Annotated in this window: 15 protein-coding genes; 9 read left to right on the plus strand and 6 right to left on the minus strand. The window is 56.8% G+C overall.

Annotation, left to right across the window (positions count from 1 at the left end):
* Positions 1-100 precede the first annotated feature (100 nt).
* Positions 101-2,299: a Zn(II)/Cd(II)/Pb(II) translocating P-type ATPase ZntA gene (zntA, locus tag GRPL_RS19585; RefSeq protein ID WP_032698633.1), complete on the minus strand. Its 2,199-nt coding sequence runs from the start codon at positions 2,297-2,299 to the stop codon at positions 101-103.
* Positions 2,300-2,377: 78 nt separating this feature from the next.
* Positions 2,378-3,004 (minus strand): lysoplasmalogenase, encoded by a 627-nt coding sequence (locus GRPL_RS19580; RefSeq protein ID WP_032698635.1) that lies wholly within the window; start codon positions 3,002-3,004, stop codon positions 2,378-2,380.
* A 141-nt stretch (positions 3,005-3,145) separates the two neighbouring features.
* Between GRPL_RS19580 and GRPL_RS19575 the strand changes: the two genes are divergently transcribed.
* Positions 3,146-3,505 carry a DUF2500 domain-containing protein gene (locus GRPL_RS19575; protein WP_032698636.1) on the plus strand — a complete coding sequence of 120 codons (360 nt, stop codon included), beginning with the start codon at positions 3,146-3,148 and terminating at the stop codon, positions 3,503-3,505.
* Positions 3,506-3,515: 10 nt separating this feature from the next.
* Here the strand turns inward: GRPL_RS19575 and GRPL_RS19570 are convergent, their stop codons facing one another.
* Both GRPL_RS19570 and rsmD read right to left on the minus strand, forming a co-directional pair.
* Entirely contained in the window at positions 3,516-3,794 is a 279-nt protein-coding gene (locus GRPL_RS19570; RefSeq protein WP_032698638.1) for a DUF1145 family protein, read from the minus strand.
* Complete coding sequence (gene rsmD / locus GRPL_RS19565; protein WP_032690408.1) at positions 3,784-4,380, minus strand: 16S rRNA (guanine(966)-N(2))-methyltransferase; 597 nt, start codon at positions 4,378-4,380, stop codon at positions 3,784-3,786. The genes GRPL_RS19570 and rsmD overlap by 11 nt, the downstream gene beginning before the upstream one ends.
* A gap of 191 nt (positions 4,381-4,571) precedes the next feature.
* On the opposite strand from rsmD, the gene ftsY reads away from it, so the two are divergent.
* The 4 genes from ftsY (at position 4,572) to rpoH (ending at position 9,065) form a co-directional block, all read left to right on the plus strand.
* Entirely contained in the window at positions 4,572-6,230 is a 1,659-nt protein-coding gene (gene ftsY / locus GRPL_RS19560) for a signal recognition particle-docking protein FtsY (RefSeq protein ID WP_032698639.1), read from the plus strand.
* Positions 6,231-6,232: 2 nt separating this feature from the next.
* The gene (ftsE, locus tag GRPL_RS19555; protein ID WP_004868565.1) at positions 6,233-6,901 is read left to right on the plus strand and encodes a cell division ATP-binding protein FtsE; all 669 of its coding nucleotides are present in this window, start codon (positions 6,233-6,235) and stop codon (positions 6,899-6,901) included.
* Positions 6,894-7,952, plus strand: a complete 1,059-nt coding sequence (gene ftsX, locus GRPL_RS19550; protein WP_032690503.1) for a permease-like cell division protein FtsX — start codon at positions 6,894-6,896, stop codon at positions 7,950-7,952. Before ftsE ends, ftsX begins: the two co-directional genes overlap by 8 nt.
* 258 nt (positions 7,953-8,210) lie before the next feature.
* Positions 8,211-9,065, plus strand: a complete 855-nt coding sequence (rpoH, locus tag GRPL_RS19545) for an RNA polymerase sigma factor RpoH (RefSeq protein ID WP_004868561.1) — start codon at positions 8,211-8,213, stop codon at positions 9,063-9,065.
* A gap of 51 nt (positions 9,066-9,116) precedes the next feature.
* Here rpoH and pdxR read toward each other — a convergent pair whose 3' ends face one another.
* Positions 9,117-10,640: a MocR-like pyridoxine biosynthesis transcription factor PdxR gene (pdxR, locus tag GRPL_RS19540; RefSeq protein ID WP_032698641.1), complete on the minus strand. Its 1,524-nt coding sequence runs from the start codon at positions 10,638-10,640 to the stop codon at positions 9,117-9,119.
* A 118-nt stretch (positions 10,641-10,758) separates the two neighbouring features.
* On the opposite strand from pdxR, the gene GRPL_RS19535 reads away from it, so the two are divergent.
* From GRPL_RS19535 to livJ, 3 genes are all read left to right on the plus strand, one after another.
* Positions 10,759-12,024: a 4-aminobutyrate--2-oxoglutarate transaminase gene (locus GRPL_RS19535; RefSeq protein ID WP_032690411.1), complete on the plus strand. Its 1,266-nt coding sequence runs from the start codon at positions 10,759-10,761 to the stop codon at positions 12,022-12,024.
* A 145-nt stretch (positions 12,025-12,169) separates the two neighbouring features.
* Positions 12,170-13,414: an aromatic amino acid transport family protein gene (locus tag GRPL_RS19530; protein WP_032698643.1), complete on the plus strand. Its 1,245-nt coding sequence runs from the start codon at positions 12,170-12,172 to the stop codon at positions 13,412-13,414.
* Positions 13,415-13,671: 257 nt separating this feature from the next.
* On the plus strand, positions 13,672-14,775 hold the full coding sequence (livJ, locus tag GRPL_RS19525) for a branched chain amino acid ABC transporter substrate-binding protein LivJ (protein WP_094898160.1): 1,104 nt from the start codon (positions 13,672-13,674) through the stop codon (positions 14,773-14,775).
* 334 nt (positions 14,776-15,109) lie between these two features.
* Here the strand turns inward: livJ and panM are convergent, their stop codons facing one another.
* Positions 15,110-15,499 carry an aspartate 1-decarboxylase autocleavage activator PanM gene (gene panM, locus GRPL_RS19520; protein WP_032690414.1) on the minus strand — a complete coding sequence of 130 codons (390 nt, stop codon included), beginning with the start codon at positions 15,497-15,499 and terminating at the stop codon, positions 15,110-15,112.
* Positions 15,500-15,921: 422 nt separating this feature from the next.
* On the opposite strand from panM, the gene livK reads away from it, so the two are divergent.
* On the plus strand, positions 15,922-17,031 hold the full coding sequence (livK, locus tag GRPL_RS19515; protein ID WP_032696920.1) for a high-affinity branched-chain amino acid ABC transporter substrate-binding protein LivK: 1,110 nt from the start codon (positions 15,922-15,924) through the stop codon (positions 17,029-17,031).
* Positions 17,032-17,066: the final 35 nt, after the last annotated feature.

The following is a 17,066-nucleotide window of genomic DNA, read 5'->3' on the forward strand; positions in this document are numbered from 1 at the left end:
CTTCCCGGAGGCGGGACTGCGTCCCTGTCCGGCCTGCAAAATCCAAAGACCGCACGCTCCCGTAGCCCCGGTAAGCAACGCGCCACCGGGGTCTTTCCGCTTATTTCTTACGTAACAGTCGCAGGGCGTTAGCGGTCACCAGCACCGTTGCCCCCGTATCGGCCAGCACTGCCAGCCACAGCCCGGTCAATCCGAGCAGCGTGGTGATAAGGAAAATCCCCTTTAAGCCAAGCGCAATCGCAATGTTCTGCCGAATATTGGCGTGGGTGGCGCGGGCCAGGGCAATCATCTGCGCCAGACCGGTTAAGCGGTTATGCGTCAGGGCGGCATCGGCGGTTTCCAGCGCCACGTCGGTTCCGCTGCCCATGGCGATACCAATGGTGGCGGCCTTCATTGCCGGCGCGTCATTAATCCCGTCACCGACCATGGCCAGCGGCGCAGCGGCATTGAGCGCCGTGACCGCCTCGACTTTATCGGCCGGCAGCAGTCCGGCACGGAATTCCAGCCCCAGCTCCCCGGCAATGGCGGCAGCCGCACGCGGGTTATCGCCGGTCAGAATGACGCCCTGCACCCCCAGACGATGCAGATCGTCGACCGCCTGACGGGCGTCATCGCGCAGCGTATCCTGCAGCGCCAGAATGCCGAGCAGAGACTGTTCGCGCAATACCAGCACAACCGTCTGACCCGCGCTCTCCAGCTGCTGAATCTGCGCCTCATGCTCTGCGGCGGCGTCATTGCCTGCCGCGCAAATCAGTATCTGACGACCGTCAACCTCGGCTTCAATACCCGAACCCGCCAGCGCGCGCTGACCGCGGGCAGACGGAATCGTCAGCTGGCGCTGCTGGGCTTCGCGCACGATGGCCTGCGCCAGCGGGTGGCTGGAGCCTTGTTCTACTGCCGCCGCCAGTGCCAGCAGGCCATCTTCATCCACGTCATTCAGGGCGATTGCGGCGGTGACGCGCGGTTGGCCGACGGTTAGCGTCCCGGTCTTATCAAAAGCCACCTGACGTATGCGACCCAGTTGCTCAAGCGCTGCGCCGCCTTTAATCAGGGCACCGTGACGCGACGCCACCGCCAGCCCGGAAGTAATGGCCGCCGGAGTGGAAATAACCAGCGCACAAGGACAGCCGATCAGCAGCAGCGTCAGACCTTTGTAGATCCACGGCAGCCAGGCGGCGGCAAAGAACAGCGGCGGTACGATGGCGACCAGCAGGGCGGCGACCATAATGGCCGGCGTGTAAATCCGGCTGAAGCGATCGATAAAGCGTTCAATGGGTGCCCGACGTTCCTCTGCCTCTTCAATCAGCTTCAGAATACGGTCAATGGCGCTGTCGCCCGGCTCGGAAATCACCGTCAGTTGAACCAGACGGTCGACGCTGGTGGCGCCTGCCGCCACGCGTTCGCCGGACCGGCGCTCGACCGGCACCGACTCACCGGTTAAGGCACTTTCATCGAAGCTGGCGAACGGCGTGCGCAGCTGGCCATCAGCAGGCAAGCGACCACCTGCTGCGACTTCAATGATGTCTCCAGGGCGGAGATCGCGCTGGGCGACGGTTTCCCGCACGCCGTCACGCAGACGAGTGGCGGTATCGGGTTTTAACGCCATCAGCGCGCTTACCCCCTGGCGGGCACGGCTGGCCGCCCAGCCTTCAAGACGCTCGCCAACCATAAACAGCAGTAGCACCATCGCGGCTTCGGCCGTTGCGCCGATAAACAGCGCCCCGATGGCGGCGACGCTCATCAGTGTTTCAATGGCAAACCAGCTACCGCTGCGGATCAGGCGCAGAGCCTGACGAGCGACGGGCCACAGGCCCACAAGCGTGGTGGCAATGAATGCCAGCTCGCCGAAGGGGTGGTTGAACTGCTCCAGACCCCAGCTCAGCGCCATCAGTAGTACCAGCGTTATCAGCGGCAGGTTCTCGCGCAGAGGCGAGGTTTCCGGCGGCGGGGCGCTTTCATCGCGCAGCGTATAGCCCGCGGCACGTACCGCACTTTCGACGGCAGCGCGGATATCGGCATCGGCGTTGACCAGCAGTTTTTCGGTGGCAAACAGAACCTGTACCTGGTTGACGCCTGGTACCTGGCGCACCGCAGTTTCGACTTTACGGGCGCAGGCGGCGCAGTCCATGCCTTCAACCAGCCAGCTATAGCGCGCCTCGTTTAACGCCTCGCTGTCGGTGGCGTTATTGGCGGCACAGCCAGATTCCGTGCAGCAGCTGTCAGCCTGGGCGACAACCGGCTTTAATTTGAATGACGAGAACTGTGGGACTTTTTTATCCTGCGTTTCTGGAGTCGACATGGGACCCTCCCGGTAATGATAATTTTCTCATTACCAGAAGGATACACTCTGGAGTCGACTCCAGAGTCAAGCGCAAAATTACAGATACAGCGCGCGGACGATCAGAAAGTGGCCAGCAAAGTAGAAGGCGGCAGCGATGGCGTTATCGGCGCGGAAGCGACGACGATAGTGGCTGATCAGCCAGACAATATTACTCAACAGCAGGAATGACGCGCCGGCGAAGCCAGAGAACGCGGTATCCGTCGGGCGGAAGAACCACAGCTCACCGGCCAGCCAGACCATAACCAGGGTCATACCGATAAAGGTGAAGACCGGCATGCGCAGCTCTTCCAGCCGGCTCCAGATGACCGCAAGCAGCAGCGCGCCGATAACCAGCAGCACCAGCGGCAGCGGCCAGAAAAACGACATCGTCATCTGGCTGGCAAACCAGATCGTGTACAGCAGATGCGACAGGAAAAAGGCCCCCACCGCATACATCACCCGCTGGCGCGGCAGCAGCGTTAATGCATCGCCCAGCAGCGAAGCGCACAGCCCGGCGAGTACCAGGTAGCTGATGGCGTTGAACATTGGCGCCTGCCAGGCCAGCAGCAGTAGCAGGATCAGCGTGACGGGTTTAAAAACCCAGCGCTGCCACGTGGGGCCGCGATAGGACGCATCGACGAAAAGCCATGCGGAGAAACAGACAGCAATAAACGACCAAAGCATAGTAAGTCCTTGTATCTGTTATTATTAAGTGAGTGGTGTATTGGCGGTACTGAAACTTAGTGTAGTGGTTCGGGCGGGCAGATGACAACGTTAATCAAGGCGCGGTATGCTTATTCCTGAGAATTCTTATGGGTTAGATGAATGAGCAAGGTTCCCCTGTTTTTTATGATCGTCGTCGCCATCATTGTGGTGGCCGCATCGGTACGCTATGTGCAGCAACGACGGGAAAATATGAATAACGACGCCGCGCCGCTGCTACAAAAGCGGGTGGTGGTGAGTAACAAGCGGGAGAAGGTGCTCAACGATCGCCGGTCGCGCCAGCAAACCGTTGCCCCCGCCGGCAGCGATATGCGCTATGACGTGAGCTTCAGGCCGGAAAGCGGTGGCCTGGAAGTCAGTTTTCGACTTGAGGCGGCGCAATATCATGCGTTGAGCGTCGGTGATCGGGGAACGCTAAGCTACAAAGGCTCAAGGTTTGTCGCGTTTACGCCAGAACCTTGAGCCCAGGGGGTTACTTCTTACGCAGCGTGGCCTTGAGCTTTTTCTGCCAGGCCACCAGTTCGAACACGCCGAAGATAAAAATACGGATCTGTTCAAAGCGGCCCAGCGGCGGGGCATCTTTCGGCTGAGTGGCCTTTAGCAGCGTCAGCTGCAGACCGTGCATCAGGATCATAAAAATCAGGGCAACGTTAACGAAGATGTTCAGTGGCTTCGGGAAAGGCTGAAACAGGTTTAATAATAAAAATGCCCAGACGCACAGCATCAACACGCGGCCAAAATTAATCAGCATGATTTTCTCCTTTTGCCTCACGTTGATAGAGACGGTAGGCGACCTGTCCGGCCACTTTCTCACGATACAGATGCCAGCATGCCGGCACCGGCGGTAAACCATTTTCGACTTCGCTCTCAACGTAGATGAGCGCTTCATCGGCGAGCCAGCCGTTATTTTCCAGCAGACGCAGCGTCTCTTCCAGCAGACCTTTGCGGAAAGGCGGATCGACAAACACGATATGGTGCGGCGTGCCGGGCTGATTAAGGTAGCTGAGCGTATTGGTATTGACCACCTTGCCATGGCTGGCTTTCAGGGTCGCCAGGTTTTTTTGCAACTGTTGAGCGACGCCGCGCTCCATTTCCAGCAGCGTGGTGCTGCCCGCATAGCGCGACAGCGCTTCCAGCCCGAGGGCTCCGCTGCCGGCAAAGCAATCCAGGCACTGCGCATCGACCATGACAGGCGCCAGCCAGTTAAAAAGGGTTTCACGGACCCGGTCGGTCGTCGGGCGCAGGCCTGGGCTCTCGGGCACCGGTAATTTCCGTCCCCGCCATTGCCCACCAATAATACGGATCTGGCCGCTGCCCGTGTGGTTTGGTTTCTTCATCTCGTTGCTCAGGTCTCCACTTTCAGTCCGCTATTCTAGCGATCGAACGCGGATGACGAAACCTTAATCCGGGGGCGGTGATGCGAGTTAAGTTAAGTGATAGACTATCCGACTAATTTCATCATTTTTCAGCTTCCGCTATTGTTATGCCGAAGCTGTGCCATGAATAAACAGCGGGAGTGTCGTCGCAAATGGCAAAAGAGAAAAAACGTGGCTTCTTTTCCTGGCTGGGCTTTGGACAAAAAGAACAGGCGCAGGAAACCGAGACCGAACAGAAAGTAGAAGGGCAAACCGACGTTGCCGAACAGCATTCGGCTACAGCGTTGCCTGCTGAGACGGTGGCGGCACCAGAAGCGGAGACGGTAAGCGCTTCTGCGGTGGAGAAAGAGGACGCGGAAGCTTTTGCGGCCGAGGTCGTTGAGGTGACGGAACAGGTTGTTGAGAGCGAATTACCGCACTCAGCGCCGGTGACGCCTGTGGTCGAAGCCCCGGCTGAAGCCGAAGAGATCCCTCAGCCGCATGCTGCGATTGACGAGGCGCCAGCCGCCAGTACGTGGGTCGAAGAGGCCGCCGTTGAACAGGTTGTGGCGGAGACCGTGGCGGAAGAGGCTGTCGCTGAACCGCTGCCGACAGAAGACCTCGCTGCCCTGGAGCCGCTGGTCGAAGAAGTGATCGCTCAACCGGTTGTCGCGGAAGCGGTAGCCGGGCAGACGCCGGAAGCGGTGACGGATGAACCACAAGTCGCTGCCGTGGACGATGCGGTGAGTGATGAGACGCGCGCTGAGGAACAGCCTGAATCTGCACTGTCTGATGAAGAGCTTGAAGCTCTGGCGCTGGCTTCACAACCGCTTGATGAGCAAGAGATTGTTGAAGCGGAAGAACAGAGCCAGCCGGATGATTCCGCCCAACAGGAGCAGGAAAAACCGACGAAAGAGGGCTTTTTCGCCCGTCTGAAACGCAGCCTGATTAAAACCAAACAGAATCTCGGTTCCGGATTTATCAGTCTGTTCCGCGGCAAAAAAATCGACGATGATCTGTTTGAAGAGCTGGAAGAGCAGCTGCTGATTGCCGACGTCGGCGTGGAAACGACCCGGAAGATCATTACCAATCTTACCGAAGGCGCCAGCCGTAAGCAGCTACGTGATGCGGAAGCGCTGTATGGCCTGCTGAAAGAAGAGATGGGCGATATCCTTGCGAAAGTGGATGAGCCGCTGAATGTTGAAGGGAAAACGCCATTTGTTATTCTGATGGTGGGCGTGAACGGCGTAGGTAAAACCACCACTATCGGTAAGCTGGCCCGTCAGTTCGAACAGCAGGGCAAATCGGTGATGCTGGCGGCCGGGGACACCTTCCGCGCCGCGGCGGTAGAACAGCTGCAGGTCTGGGGTCAGCGCAACAACATTCCGGTGATTGCTCAGCATACCGGCGCGGACTCGGCATCGGTGATCTTCGATGCTATTCAGGCCGCGAAGGCGCGAAACGTTGACGTGCTGATCGCCGATACGGCGGGTCGTCTGCAGAATAAATCGCACCTGATGGAAGAGCTGAAGAAAATTGTCCGGGTGATGAAAAAACTGGACGAAGATGCGCCGCATGAGGTCATGCTGACCATCGATGCCAGCACCGGGCAAAACGCGATTAGCCAGGCCAAACTGTTCCATGAAGCCGTTGGCTTGACCGGCATCACGTTGACTAAGCTGGACGGTACCGCGAAAGGTGGGGTTATCTTCTCGGTCGCCGACCAGTTCGGTATTCCGATTCGCTACATTGGCGTCGGTGAACGTATTGAGGATCTGCGTCCGTTTAATGCGGGCGACTTTATTGAGGCACTTTTTGCCCGAGAGGATTAATCATGATTCGCTTTGAACAAGTCAGCAAAGCCTATCTCGGTGGGAGACAAGCGCTGCAGGGGGTGAATTTCCACCTGCAGTCGGGCGAGATGGCATTTCTGACCGGCCACTCCGGCGCAGGGAAAAGTACCCTGCTTAAGCTTATCTGCGGTATTGAACGGCCGAGCGCCGGGAAAATCTTATTCGGCGGCCACGACATTAGCCGCCTGAAAAGCCGTGAGGTGCCGTTTTTGCGCCGTCAGATCGGCATGATTTTCCAGGACCACCACCTGCTGATGGACCGTACGGTGTTTGATAATGTCGCTATTCCGCTGATTATTGCCGGCGCCAGCGGCGATGATATTCGTCGCCGCGTGTCGGCGGCGCTGGACAAGGTCGGGCTGCTGGACAAAGCGAAAAACCTCCCTATTCAACTCTCCGGCGGTGAACAGCAGCGCGTGGGGATTGCCCGCGCGGTGGTCAATAAGCCCGCGGTGTTGTTGGCGGATGAACCCACCGGTAACCTCGATGAGGCGCTCTCGGAAGGGATTTTACGCCTGTTTGAGGAGTTTAACCGCGTAGGGGTAACGGTTCTGATGGCGACGCACGACCTGGGGCTGATTTCCAGCCGCTCGTATCGCATGCTGACCCTGAGCGACGGTCATATGCATGGAGGCCATTGGGGTGAATAAGCGCGACGCAATAAACCAGATTCGCCAGTTCGGTAGCCGGCTCGATCGCCTCCGCAATGGCGCAGGCGCGGGCGGCGGTGGCGGGCGTAATGCGCCGAAGCGGCCAAAAGCGGCGCCGGGCCCGGCTTCTCGTAAGAGCAACGTCTTTAACGAACAGGTTCGCTATGCCTGGCATGGAGCGGTCCAGGATTTAAAAAGTACGCCGCTGGCTACCTTCCTGACCATTATGGTTATCGCCATTTCGCTGACGCTGCCAAGCGTGTGCTACATGGTGTACAAGAACGTCAACAGCGCGGCGGCGCAGTACTATCCGTCACCGCAGATCACCGTTTATCTTGAGAAAACGCTGGATGATGACGCGGCGGCGCGGGTGGTTGGCCAGCTCCAGGCGGAACAAGGCGTAGAGAAGGTGAACTATCTGTCGCGGGATGAAGCGCTTGGCGAGTTCCGCAACTGGTCTGGCTTTGGTGGCGCGCTGGATATGCTGGAAGAGAACCCCCTTCCGGCCGTCGCGATTGTGGTGCCGAAGCTGGATTTCCAGAGCACCAATGCGCTGAATACGCTGCGCGATCGCGTGACGCACATTCAGGGCGTGGACGAAGTGCGTATGGATGACAGCTGGTTTGCCCGCCTCTCCTCGTTGACCGGGCTGGTGGGCCGTGTGTCGGCGCTGATTGGCGTGCTGATGGTGGCGGCCGTGTTCCTCGTTATCGGCAACAGCGTACGCCTGAGCATTTTTGCTCGTCGCGATACCATTAACGTGCAAAAACTGATTGGCGCGACCGACGGCTTCATCCTGCGCCCGTTCCTGTATGGCGGTGCGCTGCTGGGCTTCTGCGGTGCCTTTTTGTCGCTGATTTTGTCGGAAATTATGGTGATGCGACTGTCGTCCGCGGTGACGGAAGTCGCGCAGGTGTTTGGCACCAGGTTTGAACTCAGCGGGTTAGGCTTCGACGAGTGTCTGCTGATGCTGATTGTCTGCTCGATGATCGGCTGGGTTGCGGCCTGGCTGGCTACCGTGCAACATTTACGTCACTTTACCCCCGATTAAAAAAAGTCTGATATAATCTTTCCCTGCACTGATGAATGTCTCTCTGCAGGGAAAGAGTCCCTGTTGTCTCTTCCCTACGTTTCATTTCCATGTCACATTTTGTGCGTAATCTATTCACATCGTTGCATGGAACTTGTGGATAAAATCACTGTCTGATACTAATGTGGGTGATATTCTCGTTGCTCATAAACGCTGGCATGTTTGTTGCTCATCTCATGGGAACCATCACGTCAGACGATATCGATTGAGAGGATTTGAATGACCAAAGATATGCAAACTTTAGCTTTAGCCCCCGTTGGTAACCTGGAATCGTATATCCGGGCTGCGAACAGCTGGCCGATGTTATCGGCTGATGAAGAGCGGGAGCTTGCTGAAAAGCTGCATTACCAGGGCGATCTGGAAGCAGCGAAAAGGCTGATCCTGTCTCACCTGCGCTTTGTTGTTCATATTGCTCGTAATTACTCGGGCTATGGCCTGCCGCAGGCGGATCTGATTCAGGAAGGCAACATTGGCCTGATGAAAGCCGTGCGTCGTTTTAACCCGGAAGTGGGCGTGCGTCTGGTTTCCTTCGCCGTACACTGGATTAAGGCTGAAATTCACGAATACGTTCTGCGTAACTGGCGTATTGTGAAAGTCGCTACCACCAAAGCGCAGCGTAAGCTGTTCTTTAACCTGCGTAAAACTAAGCAGCGTCTGGGCTGGTTTAACCAGGATGAAGTCGAGATGGTGGCCCGCGAGCTGGGCGTGTCGAGCAAAGACGTACGTGAGATGGAATCCCGTATGGCGGCGCAGGACATGACCTTCGACATGTCGTCGGACGACGAGTCCGATAGCCAGCCGATGGCGCCGGTGCTCTACCTGCAGGATAAAACGTCTAACTTTGCCGATGGCATTGAAGATGATAACTGGGAAGAGCAGGCGGCCAACAAGCTGACCGACGCGATGCAGGGCCTGGACGAGCGTAGCCAGGATATCATCCGCGCCCGCTGGCTGGACGAAGACAATAAGTCGACGCTGCAGGAACTGGCGGATCGCTATGGCGTGTCGGCTGAGCGCGTGCGCCAGCTGGAAAAGAACGCGATGAAGAAACTGCGTACTGCCATCGAAGCATAACGCGGCAGCGTACATACTCGCCTCTGCGCAGGCACCCGATAACGCCCCACATTATGTTGGGGCGTTTTGTTTTTCTGCCTCTTCCCCGACGGCCAGCGCCTGCGGGCACAAGGTCTGCAGGCACTCAAGCAGGATCTGGAAGGCCGGCTCCATTTGCGCCTCCGCCAGGCTGGCAAAGCCCATCAATAGCCCCTTCTTACGTTCTTCCGTCAGATAGTAGCGTGACAGCGGACGCACCAGAATATTGCGGGCGTTGGCCTGTCTGGCGATCGTAACATCGTCAGCATCATCTGGCAGGTTGAGGATCAGATGCAGACCGGCGTTATCGCTGAAATCTGACAGCGCCTGCGGGCTGCAATAGCGCTGAATCAGCTCGGTCAGGCAGGCGCGACGGCGACTGTACAGCAGGCGCATTCGTCGGATATGAGCGGAGTAATGGCCTGCGTTAATGAATTCCGCCAGCGCCATCTGAATCAGCGAGTGGCCGCCGCGATAGAGCTCGGCATGGGCGCTTTTCAGATCGGCAATCAGCGGGCGCGGCAACACGACATACCCCAGCCGCAGCCCCGGATAGAGGGTCTTACTGAACGTTCCGATATAGACCACCGGCGCGTCGGCAATCAGTCCCTGCAGCGCCGGAATCGGCTGGCCGGAAAAGCGAAATTCGCTATCGTAATCATCCTCGACGATCCAGCTGCCGTGCTGGCGCGCCAGGGCCAACAGACGCTGACGGCGTTCCAGACTCATCACCGCCCCCAGCGGGTACTGATGCGATGGGGTGACAAAAATCAGATGCGGCGCCTCCTCAACGGTCTCCGGCGGGCACAGGCCGTTGGCATCGACGGTAATCGGATTGACCCGCACATCATTCATCGCCAGTACGTGGCGGATCCCCCAGTAGGAGGGCTCCTCGACCCACGCCAGATCGCCACTATCGCAGAGCATACGCGTCACCAGATCGATTGCCTGATGGATCCCTTCCGTAATAAGAATTTGATCTGCCTGACAGTGGACGCCCCGGGACACGCGAAGGTAGTCCACTAACGCCTGCTGCAGTTCAGGCGTACCGCCGTTACAGCTGTAGCTCAGTCGCTCGGGTTTCGGGCGGCGGCTGATACGGGCCTGAATCTTGCTAAATAGCGGGTGGGGAAAGGCATTGACGTCCGGTACGCCGGGGATAAAAGCTCCCCACTGGCGCGGACTGGCGCTGACGTGGCTGAGCAACTGTTGCCCGCGACGGGACAAAAAGGGGGTTGCCGTCAAGTCGCTGCTGTTTACGGCGATGTTGCCAGTAGAAAGAGAAATATCCGGCCCGGTTTTCGCGACGAATGTGCCGCTCCCGCGGCGGGAAACCACATATCCTTCCGCCTGCAATTGTTCATAAGTTGTTAATATGGTGTTTCTTGATACGCCGAGCTCCCCGGCCAGATCTCGCGAGGGGGGCAGGCGGCTATGGGGCGCTAAAGAACCGTCCAGAATTGAGCGACGAACCGCGTTATATAAGCGTTTATGCAGCAGCGGGTCTGTCTCCTCCTGCAATCTGACCAGCACAAGGTCACCGACGAGTGAACGCAATTGGATCCCTCAGATAATCTAAATTGGTACTCGATTATAGGGCCAACTCCTGTGTAAATAAACGACATAGTTTCGAGATTGTTGCGATAACGTGACATACATGACAGGAGATTCGAGGGTGAAAAGTTCAGAACTGAATCAACGTCGCCAGCAGGCGACGCCGCGCGGCGTAGGCGTAATGTGCAATTACTTTGTTGAGAAGGCGGAGAATGCCACGCTGTGGGATGTGGAAGGCAATGAGGTGATTGATTTTGCTGCGGGAATTGCCGTGCTCAATACCGGCCATCGCCACCCGAAAATTGTTGCCGCCGTCGCGCAGCAGCTGGAGGCCTTTACCCATACGGCGTATCAGATTGTCCCTTACGAAAGCTATGTCTCGCTGGCGGAGCGCATTAACGCGCTGGCGCCGGTTGATGGCCCGGCCAAAACCGCTTTCTTCACCACCGGTGCGGAAGCCGTGGAAAACGCGGTGAAGATTGCCCGCGCTTATACCGGTCGTCCGGGGCTGATTACTTTTGGCGGCGGTTTTCATGGCCGTACCTTTATGACCATGGCGCTGACCGGTAAGGTCGCACCTTACAAAATCGGTTTTGGACCGTTCCCTGGTTCGGTCTATCACGGGGTATACCCGAATGCTGCCCACGGCATTACCACCGATGAGGCGATGAAAAGCCTTGAGCGTATCTTTAAAGCCGATATCGCTCCGGACCAGGTGGCGGCAATTATCCTCGAACCGATTCAGGGCGAAGGCGGTTTTAACGTCGCGCCAGCGGAGTTTATGCAGGCGCTGCGTACGCTGTGCGATACCCACGGCATCCTGCTGATTGCCGATGAAGTACAGACCGGTTTTGCCCGTACCGGCAAGCTGTTTGCCATGCAGCATTACGATGTGAAGCCGGACCTGATGACGATGGCGAAAAGCCTTGCCGGCGGTTTCCCGCTGTCTGGCGTAGTGGGGCGCGCCGAGGTGATGGATGCGCCGGCGCCGGGCGGACTGGGCGGCACCTATGCCGGTAACCCGCTGGCGGTCGCTGCGGCTCATGCGGTCCTTGACGTCATCGAAGAAGAGCAGCTGTGTCAGCGTGCGGAACAGCTTGGCAGCCACCTGAAAGAGGTGCTGAATCAGGCGCGCGAGTATTGCCCGGCGATCGTTGATATTCGCGGGCAGGGCTCAATGGTTGCCGTGGAGTTTAACGATCCGCAGACCGGCGCGCCGTCACCGGAGTTCACCCGCCACATCCAGCAAAAGGCGCAGGAAAATGGTCTGCTGCTGCTGAGCTGCGGCGTCTATGGCAACGTTATCCGTTTCCTGTATCCGTTAACTATCCCCGATGCGCAGTTTACAAAAGCGCTGGATATTCTGGCGCGCGTCCTGAAGGGATGATGTGCCCGACTCCTGTGCGGCGGCAAGGAAGCCAGATAAAACAGGATGCCGCACATGAGTTTTCATACTCAGCGTGAGTGGTTTATCACCCTGATATCACCTTTTTTCCGGCGGCGCATGTCGCCGGAATAAAACGGAAAATATTATGTCTGAACATTCCACCTTTTCCTCGGTTCTGACGAGCCGGGAGCGTACCGCTGTACCTGCAAAATCCCTTAGTTTCGTCGAAGGGGTCTCAATGATCGTCGGCACCAATATCGGTGCCGGGGTTCTGTCTATCGCCTATGCGTCCAGCAAGGCCGGCTTTTTACCGCTGTTGTTCTGGCTGGTGGTGGTCGGCAGCCTGACGACGATCACCATGCTGTATGTCGCGGAATCGACGCTGCGCACCCGTAAACATTTACAGCTGAGTGGGCTGTCGCATCGCTATGTCGGACGCTTCGGGGCGCTGATGATGTTCCTGTCCGTTTGCGTGAACAGCATCGGCGCGTTGACGGCCTATATGACCGGAAGCGGTAAGCTGCTGCATTCGCTGTTCGGTATCTCTCCGGCGCTGGGGAGTGCGCTCTTTTTTATCCCGGCGGCAGGCGTGCTTTATCTCGGGCTGAAGGCCATCGGGCGGGGTGAAAAATTCATCAGTATCGGCATGGTGGTCATGATCGCCGTGCTGGTGGCGGCGACGCTGCTCAAAGAGACGACCCAGGTTCGCTATTTGCTCGACGGCAACTGGCTATATATGGTGCCGGTGTTCAACGTGGTCGCATTCTGCTTCTCGGCGCAGTATATCGTTCCGGAAATGGCCCGCGGGTTTGCGGATAAGCCGGAGAAATTGCCGAAAGCGATTATGGTGGGAATGGGGCTGACTTTCTGCCTGCTGGCGCTGGTCCCGCTGTCGGTGATCGCCCTGAGCGGTCTGGATAATATTTCCGACGTGGCGACGATTTCCTGGGGCAGAGCGCTCGGTGAGTGGGCCTTTTTCTCGGCTAACCTGTTTGCCCTGTGCGCGATGCTGACTTCTTACTGGGGTCTGGGGGGAAGCTTCCTGACGAATATTTTCGATCAGTTCCGCCTGGGTAACGATGAACAACCGCTCAAGCGCCTGATCGTGCTGACTGTCGTGGCTATCCCGCCATTTATTCTGGCGTACAGCGGTATGGTGTCGTTTGTGAATGCACTCTATTTTGCCGGCGTCTTCAGCGGCGTGATTTTATCCATCATGCCGATTCTGATGCTCAAAGGTGCCCGGCAGCGCGGTGATATCACGCCAGGCTGGACCTGTCCGGCGCTGATAACCCATCCGCTGATCCAGACCTTCATTGTGTTGCTTTACCTTTGTAGCGCCGTTTACGCGATAGCTTCCGCATTGGGCTACCTGCCCGCCGGTTGGTAATCTGGCGCCTGACTCCACCGCGTCCGGTTCATCCTGACGCGGTTTTTTATTTGTCACTTATCTGTTACATAACCCGCAATTTTGTCATTTCAAATTCTCCTGAATGGCGGTATGTTTAGCATAGTGTGCTGCAAAAGCGCAGGCGGCAGACCTCAAAGTAGACGTCATATGCTTTTTTTATGACTTTAATTAGAATAATGCGCTAACAAACAACATCACAACAAATGCAAAAAACCATAATAATGGGGAGCCTCAGGATGAACATGAAGGGTAAAGCGCTGCTGGCAGGATGTATCGCCTTGATTATGAGCAATGCCGCGTTTGCGGAAGATATCAAAATTGCCGTGGTTGGCGCGATGTCTGGCCCGGTGGCCCAGTACGGTGACCAGGAGTTTACCGGTGCTGAGCAGGCGGTTGCCGATATTAACGCGAAGGGTGGGATCAAAGGTAACAAGCTGCAGATCGTTAAATATGATGATGCCTGCGACCCGAAACAGGCGGTGGCCGTCGCCAACAAAGTGATTAACGATGGCATTAAGTACGTTATCGGCCATTTGTGCTCGTCCTCTACCCAGCCGGCGTCCGATATCTATGAAGACGAAGGCGTTCTGATGATTACCCCGGCCGCGACAGCGCCGGAGCTGACCGCACGCGGCTATAAAATGATTCTGCGTACCACCGGTCTCGATTCTGACCAGGGGCCGACGGCGGCGAAATACATTATCGAGAAGGTCAAACCTCAGCGCATCGCTATCGTTCACGACAAACAGCAATATGGTGAAGGTCTGGCGCGTGCGGTGCAGGATGGTCTGAAGAAGGGCGGTGCCAACGTGGTGTTCTTTGACGGCATCACCGCCGGGGAGAAAGATTTCTCTACCCTGGTTGCGCGCCTGAAGAAAGAAAATATCGACTTCGTCTATTACGGCGGCTACCACCCGGAAATGGGGCAGATTCTGCGTCAGTCCCGCGCGGCAGGTCTGAAAACGCAGTTTATGGGACCGGAGGGCGTCGCCAACGTCTCCCTGTCTAACATTGCCGGTCAGTCTGCGGAAGGCATGCTGGTCACGAAACCGAAGAACTACGACCAGGTCCCGGCGAACAAACCGATTGTGGACGCGATTAAGGCGAAGAAACAGGATCCGAGCGGCGCCTTCGTCTGGACAACCTACGCGGCAATTCAGTCGCTGCAGGCTGGCCTGAATCAGTCCGAAGACCCGGCGGCGATCGCGAAATACCTGAAGGCCAACTCTGTAGATACCGTTATGGGGCCGCTCTCCTGGGATCAGAAAGGCGATCTGAAAGGCTTCGAGTTCGGCGTGTTTACCTGGCATGCTGATGGTACGGCAACCGACGCCAAATAATTTAACCTTCGCCTCTCGCGCCGCAGGTTCGTTGGCGGCGTTCTTCAACCCCGGTCAGTTACTGATGTCAACTCCCGGGGATTTCCCCGGTGGCGCTCCGCTTACCGGGGCTACGGTTAGAGGTCGTCGGGGAAGGCGTTGATGTCGTAACCCGGGGATTTCCCCGGTGGCGCTCCGCTTACCGGGGCTACGGTTAGAGGTCGCCGGGGGAGGCGTTGATGTCGTAACCCGGGGATTTCCCCGGTGGCGCTCCGCTTACCGGGGCAACGGTTAGAGGTAGCCCGGATAAGGCGTTTACGCCGTAATCCGGGATTTTCCTCTGGCGATGCGGCGTTTACCGGAGCGCTCTTTCCCAACCACTCTGCTGCGCACTAAAACCCAGCGCCTGCATAAAGGCGGACATCACCGCGTTATCTTCCACCCCCGCATTACTGACCCGCCAGCGCTCGATCTGCGGATTGTCCTGCAGCACCTCTTCGACTAAATATTGCCCGACGCCGCGCCGACGGGTGACTTCGCGTACGCACAGCGCGCTGAGCTCGCCTTCATTGCCGCGTAGCGTGACGCGCACGGCGCCCAGCAGACGTTCGTTAAAGCGGGCGGCGTAAATTCGGTGACGATCGTCCAGAGGGATATCGTCGGGATCCTGCGACGGCCAGATTTTCCCTAAGTCGATGCGATCCTGATCGCTGAAAAGCGGTAATCGAATAATGGTCAGTTTCATGCGCGACAAGTCCAGTCAAAACGGATGGGGCAGTGTACCCAAATTTGCTGTCGGAAGGGGCGCTGTTTTTTATCCATTCATTAGGGGATTCGTTCTTTTGATGAGTGCAGAGTAGAGCAATCCGTCATGGATCGAAAAATAAGCAGAATTTTAACCTAATGTGCAGCGTTTTATTCCGCCTTATGTATCGTTATTTTATGCTGTGAAGAGGACTTTTTTTTGTTTATCTTCGCTTTAATACAGAATATTATCTTTGCTTAATCGCCTGAAAAATAGAGATTTTAATCCCAATTCAGGCAAAAAACATCGCTAAACCATTAAAGATAATGGTAAAAGTAGCGTTGTTTAATAAAAGCACAGAATGCTTTTTAACCATAAAAATACAAAATATTTACACCACATCACGAACGGGGTTCTGAAGCATGAAAAGGAACGCAAAAACCATTATTGCGGGATTCGTTGCACTGACGATGTCTCACGCGGTCATGGCTAAGGATATTAAAGTCGCCGTCGTCGGCGCGATGTCCGGTCCGGTAGCTCAGTGGGGCGACATGGAGTTCAACGGCGCGCGGCAGGCCATTAAAGACATTAACGCGCAGGGCGGAATTAAAGGCGATAAGCTGGTTGGCGTTGAGTTCGACGATGCCTGCGACCCGAAACAGGCCGTTGCGGTAGCGAACAAAATTGTTAATGAAGGCATCAAGTACGTCATCGGCCATCTGTGCTCCTCTTCTACCCAGCCTGCCTCCGATATCTATGAAGATGAAGGCATTCTGATGATCTCTCCGGGCGCGACGAACCCGGAACTGACCCAGCGCGGCTATCAGTACATCATGCGTACGGCTGGCCTGGACTCCGCACAGGGGCCGACCGCCGCCAAATACATCCTGGAGAAAGTAAAACCACAGCGTATCGCCATCATCCATGACAAACAGCAGTACGGCGAAGGTCTGGCGCGATCCGTCCAGGAGAGCCTGAAGAAAGGCAACGCTAATATCGTCTTCTTTGATGGCATCACCGCGGGGGAGAAAGATTTCTCCGCGCTGCTGGCGCGCCTGAAAAAAGAAAATATCGACTTCGTTTATTATGGCGGCTACTACCCTGAAATGGGGCAGATGCTGCGTCAGGCTCGCTCCGTGGGGCTGAAAACCGTCTTTATGGGACCTGAGGGTGTCGGCAACGCGTCGCTGTCAAATATTGCCGGCGCAGCAGCGGAAGGCATGCTGGTAACAATGCCGAAACGCTATGACCAGGATCCGGCGAACAGCGCTATCGTTGAGGCGCTGAAAACAGAGAAGAAAGATCCGAGCGGTCCGTATGTCTGGATCACCTACGCCGCCGTGCAGTCATTGGCGCAGGCGATGGACAGAAGCAGCAGTCAGGAGCCGCTGGACTTAATCAAAGATCTGAAAGCTCACGGAGCGAAAACCGTGATTGGGCCGCTGAATTGGGACGAAAAAGGCGATTTGAAGGGATTTGAGTTTGGTGTCTTCCAGTGGCATGCGGATGGATCATCCTCTGTCGCAAAATAAGATGCGTTATCCCACCGCCCGCGTGAAGCGGGCGG

The sequence above is a fragment of the Klebsiella planticola ATCC 33531 genome (assembly GCF_000735435.1).
Lineage (GTDB): Bacteria > Pseudomonadota > Gammaproteobacteria > Enterobacterales > Enterobacteriaceae > Klebsiella > Klebsiella planticola.

Coding starts and splice junctions, on each gene's coding strand:
- ftsY (WP_032698639.1), top strand. CDS start 4,572: ATGGCAAAAGAGAAAAAACGTGGCTTCTTTTCCTGGCTGGGCTTTGGA.
- livJ (WP_094898160.1), top strand. CDS start 13,672: ATGAACATGAAGGGTAAAGCGCTGCTGGCAGGATGTATCGCCTTGATT.
- rsmD (WP_032690408.1), bottom strand. CDS start 4,380: ATGAAGAAACCAAACCACACGGGCAGCGGCCAGATCCGTATTATTGGT.
- GRPL_RS19575 (WP_032698636.1), top strand. CDS start 3,146: ATGAGCAAGGTTCCCCTGTTTTTTATGATCGTCGTCGCCATCATTGTG.
- GRPL_RS19570 (WP_032698638.1), bottom strand. CDS start 3,794: ATGCTGATTAATTTTGGCCGCGTGTTGATGCTGTGCGTCTGGGCATTT.
- panM (WP_032690414.1), bottom strand. CDS start 15,499: ATGAAACTGACCATTATTCGATTACCGCTTTTCAGCGATCAGGATCGC.
- livK (WP_032696920.1), top strand. CDS start 15,922: ATGAAAAGGAACGCAAAAACCATTATTGCGGGATTCGTTGCACTGACG.
- rpoH (WP_004868561.1), top strand. CDS start 8,211: ATGACCAAAGATATGCAAACTTTAGCTTTAGCCCCCGTTGGTAACCTG.
- GRPL_RS19530 (WP_032698643.1), top strand. CDS start 12,170: ATGTCTGAACATTCCACCTTTTCCTCGGTTCTGACGAGCCGGGAGCGT.
- ftsE (WP_004868565.1), top strand. CDS start 6,233: ATGATTCGCTTTGAACAAGTCAGCAAAGCCTATCTCGGTGGGAGACAA.
- zntA (WP_032698633.1), bottom strand. CDS start 2,299: ATGTCGACTCCAGAAACGCAGGATAAAAAAGTCCCACAGTTCTCGTCA.
- GRPL_RS19580 (WP_032698635.1), bottom strand. CDS start 3,004: ATGCTTTGGTCGTTTATTGCTGTCTGTTTCTCCGCATGGCTTTTCGTC.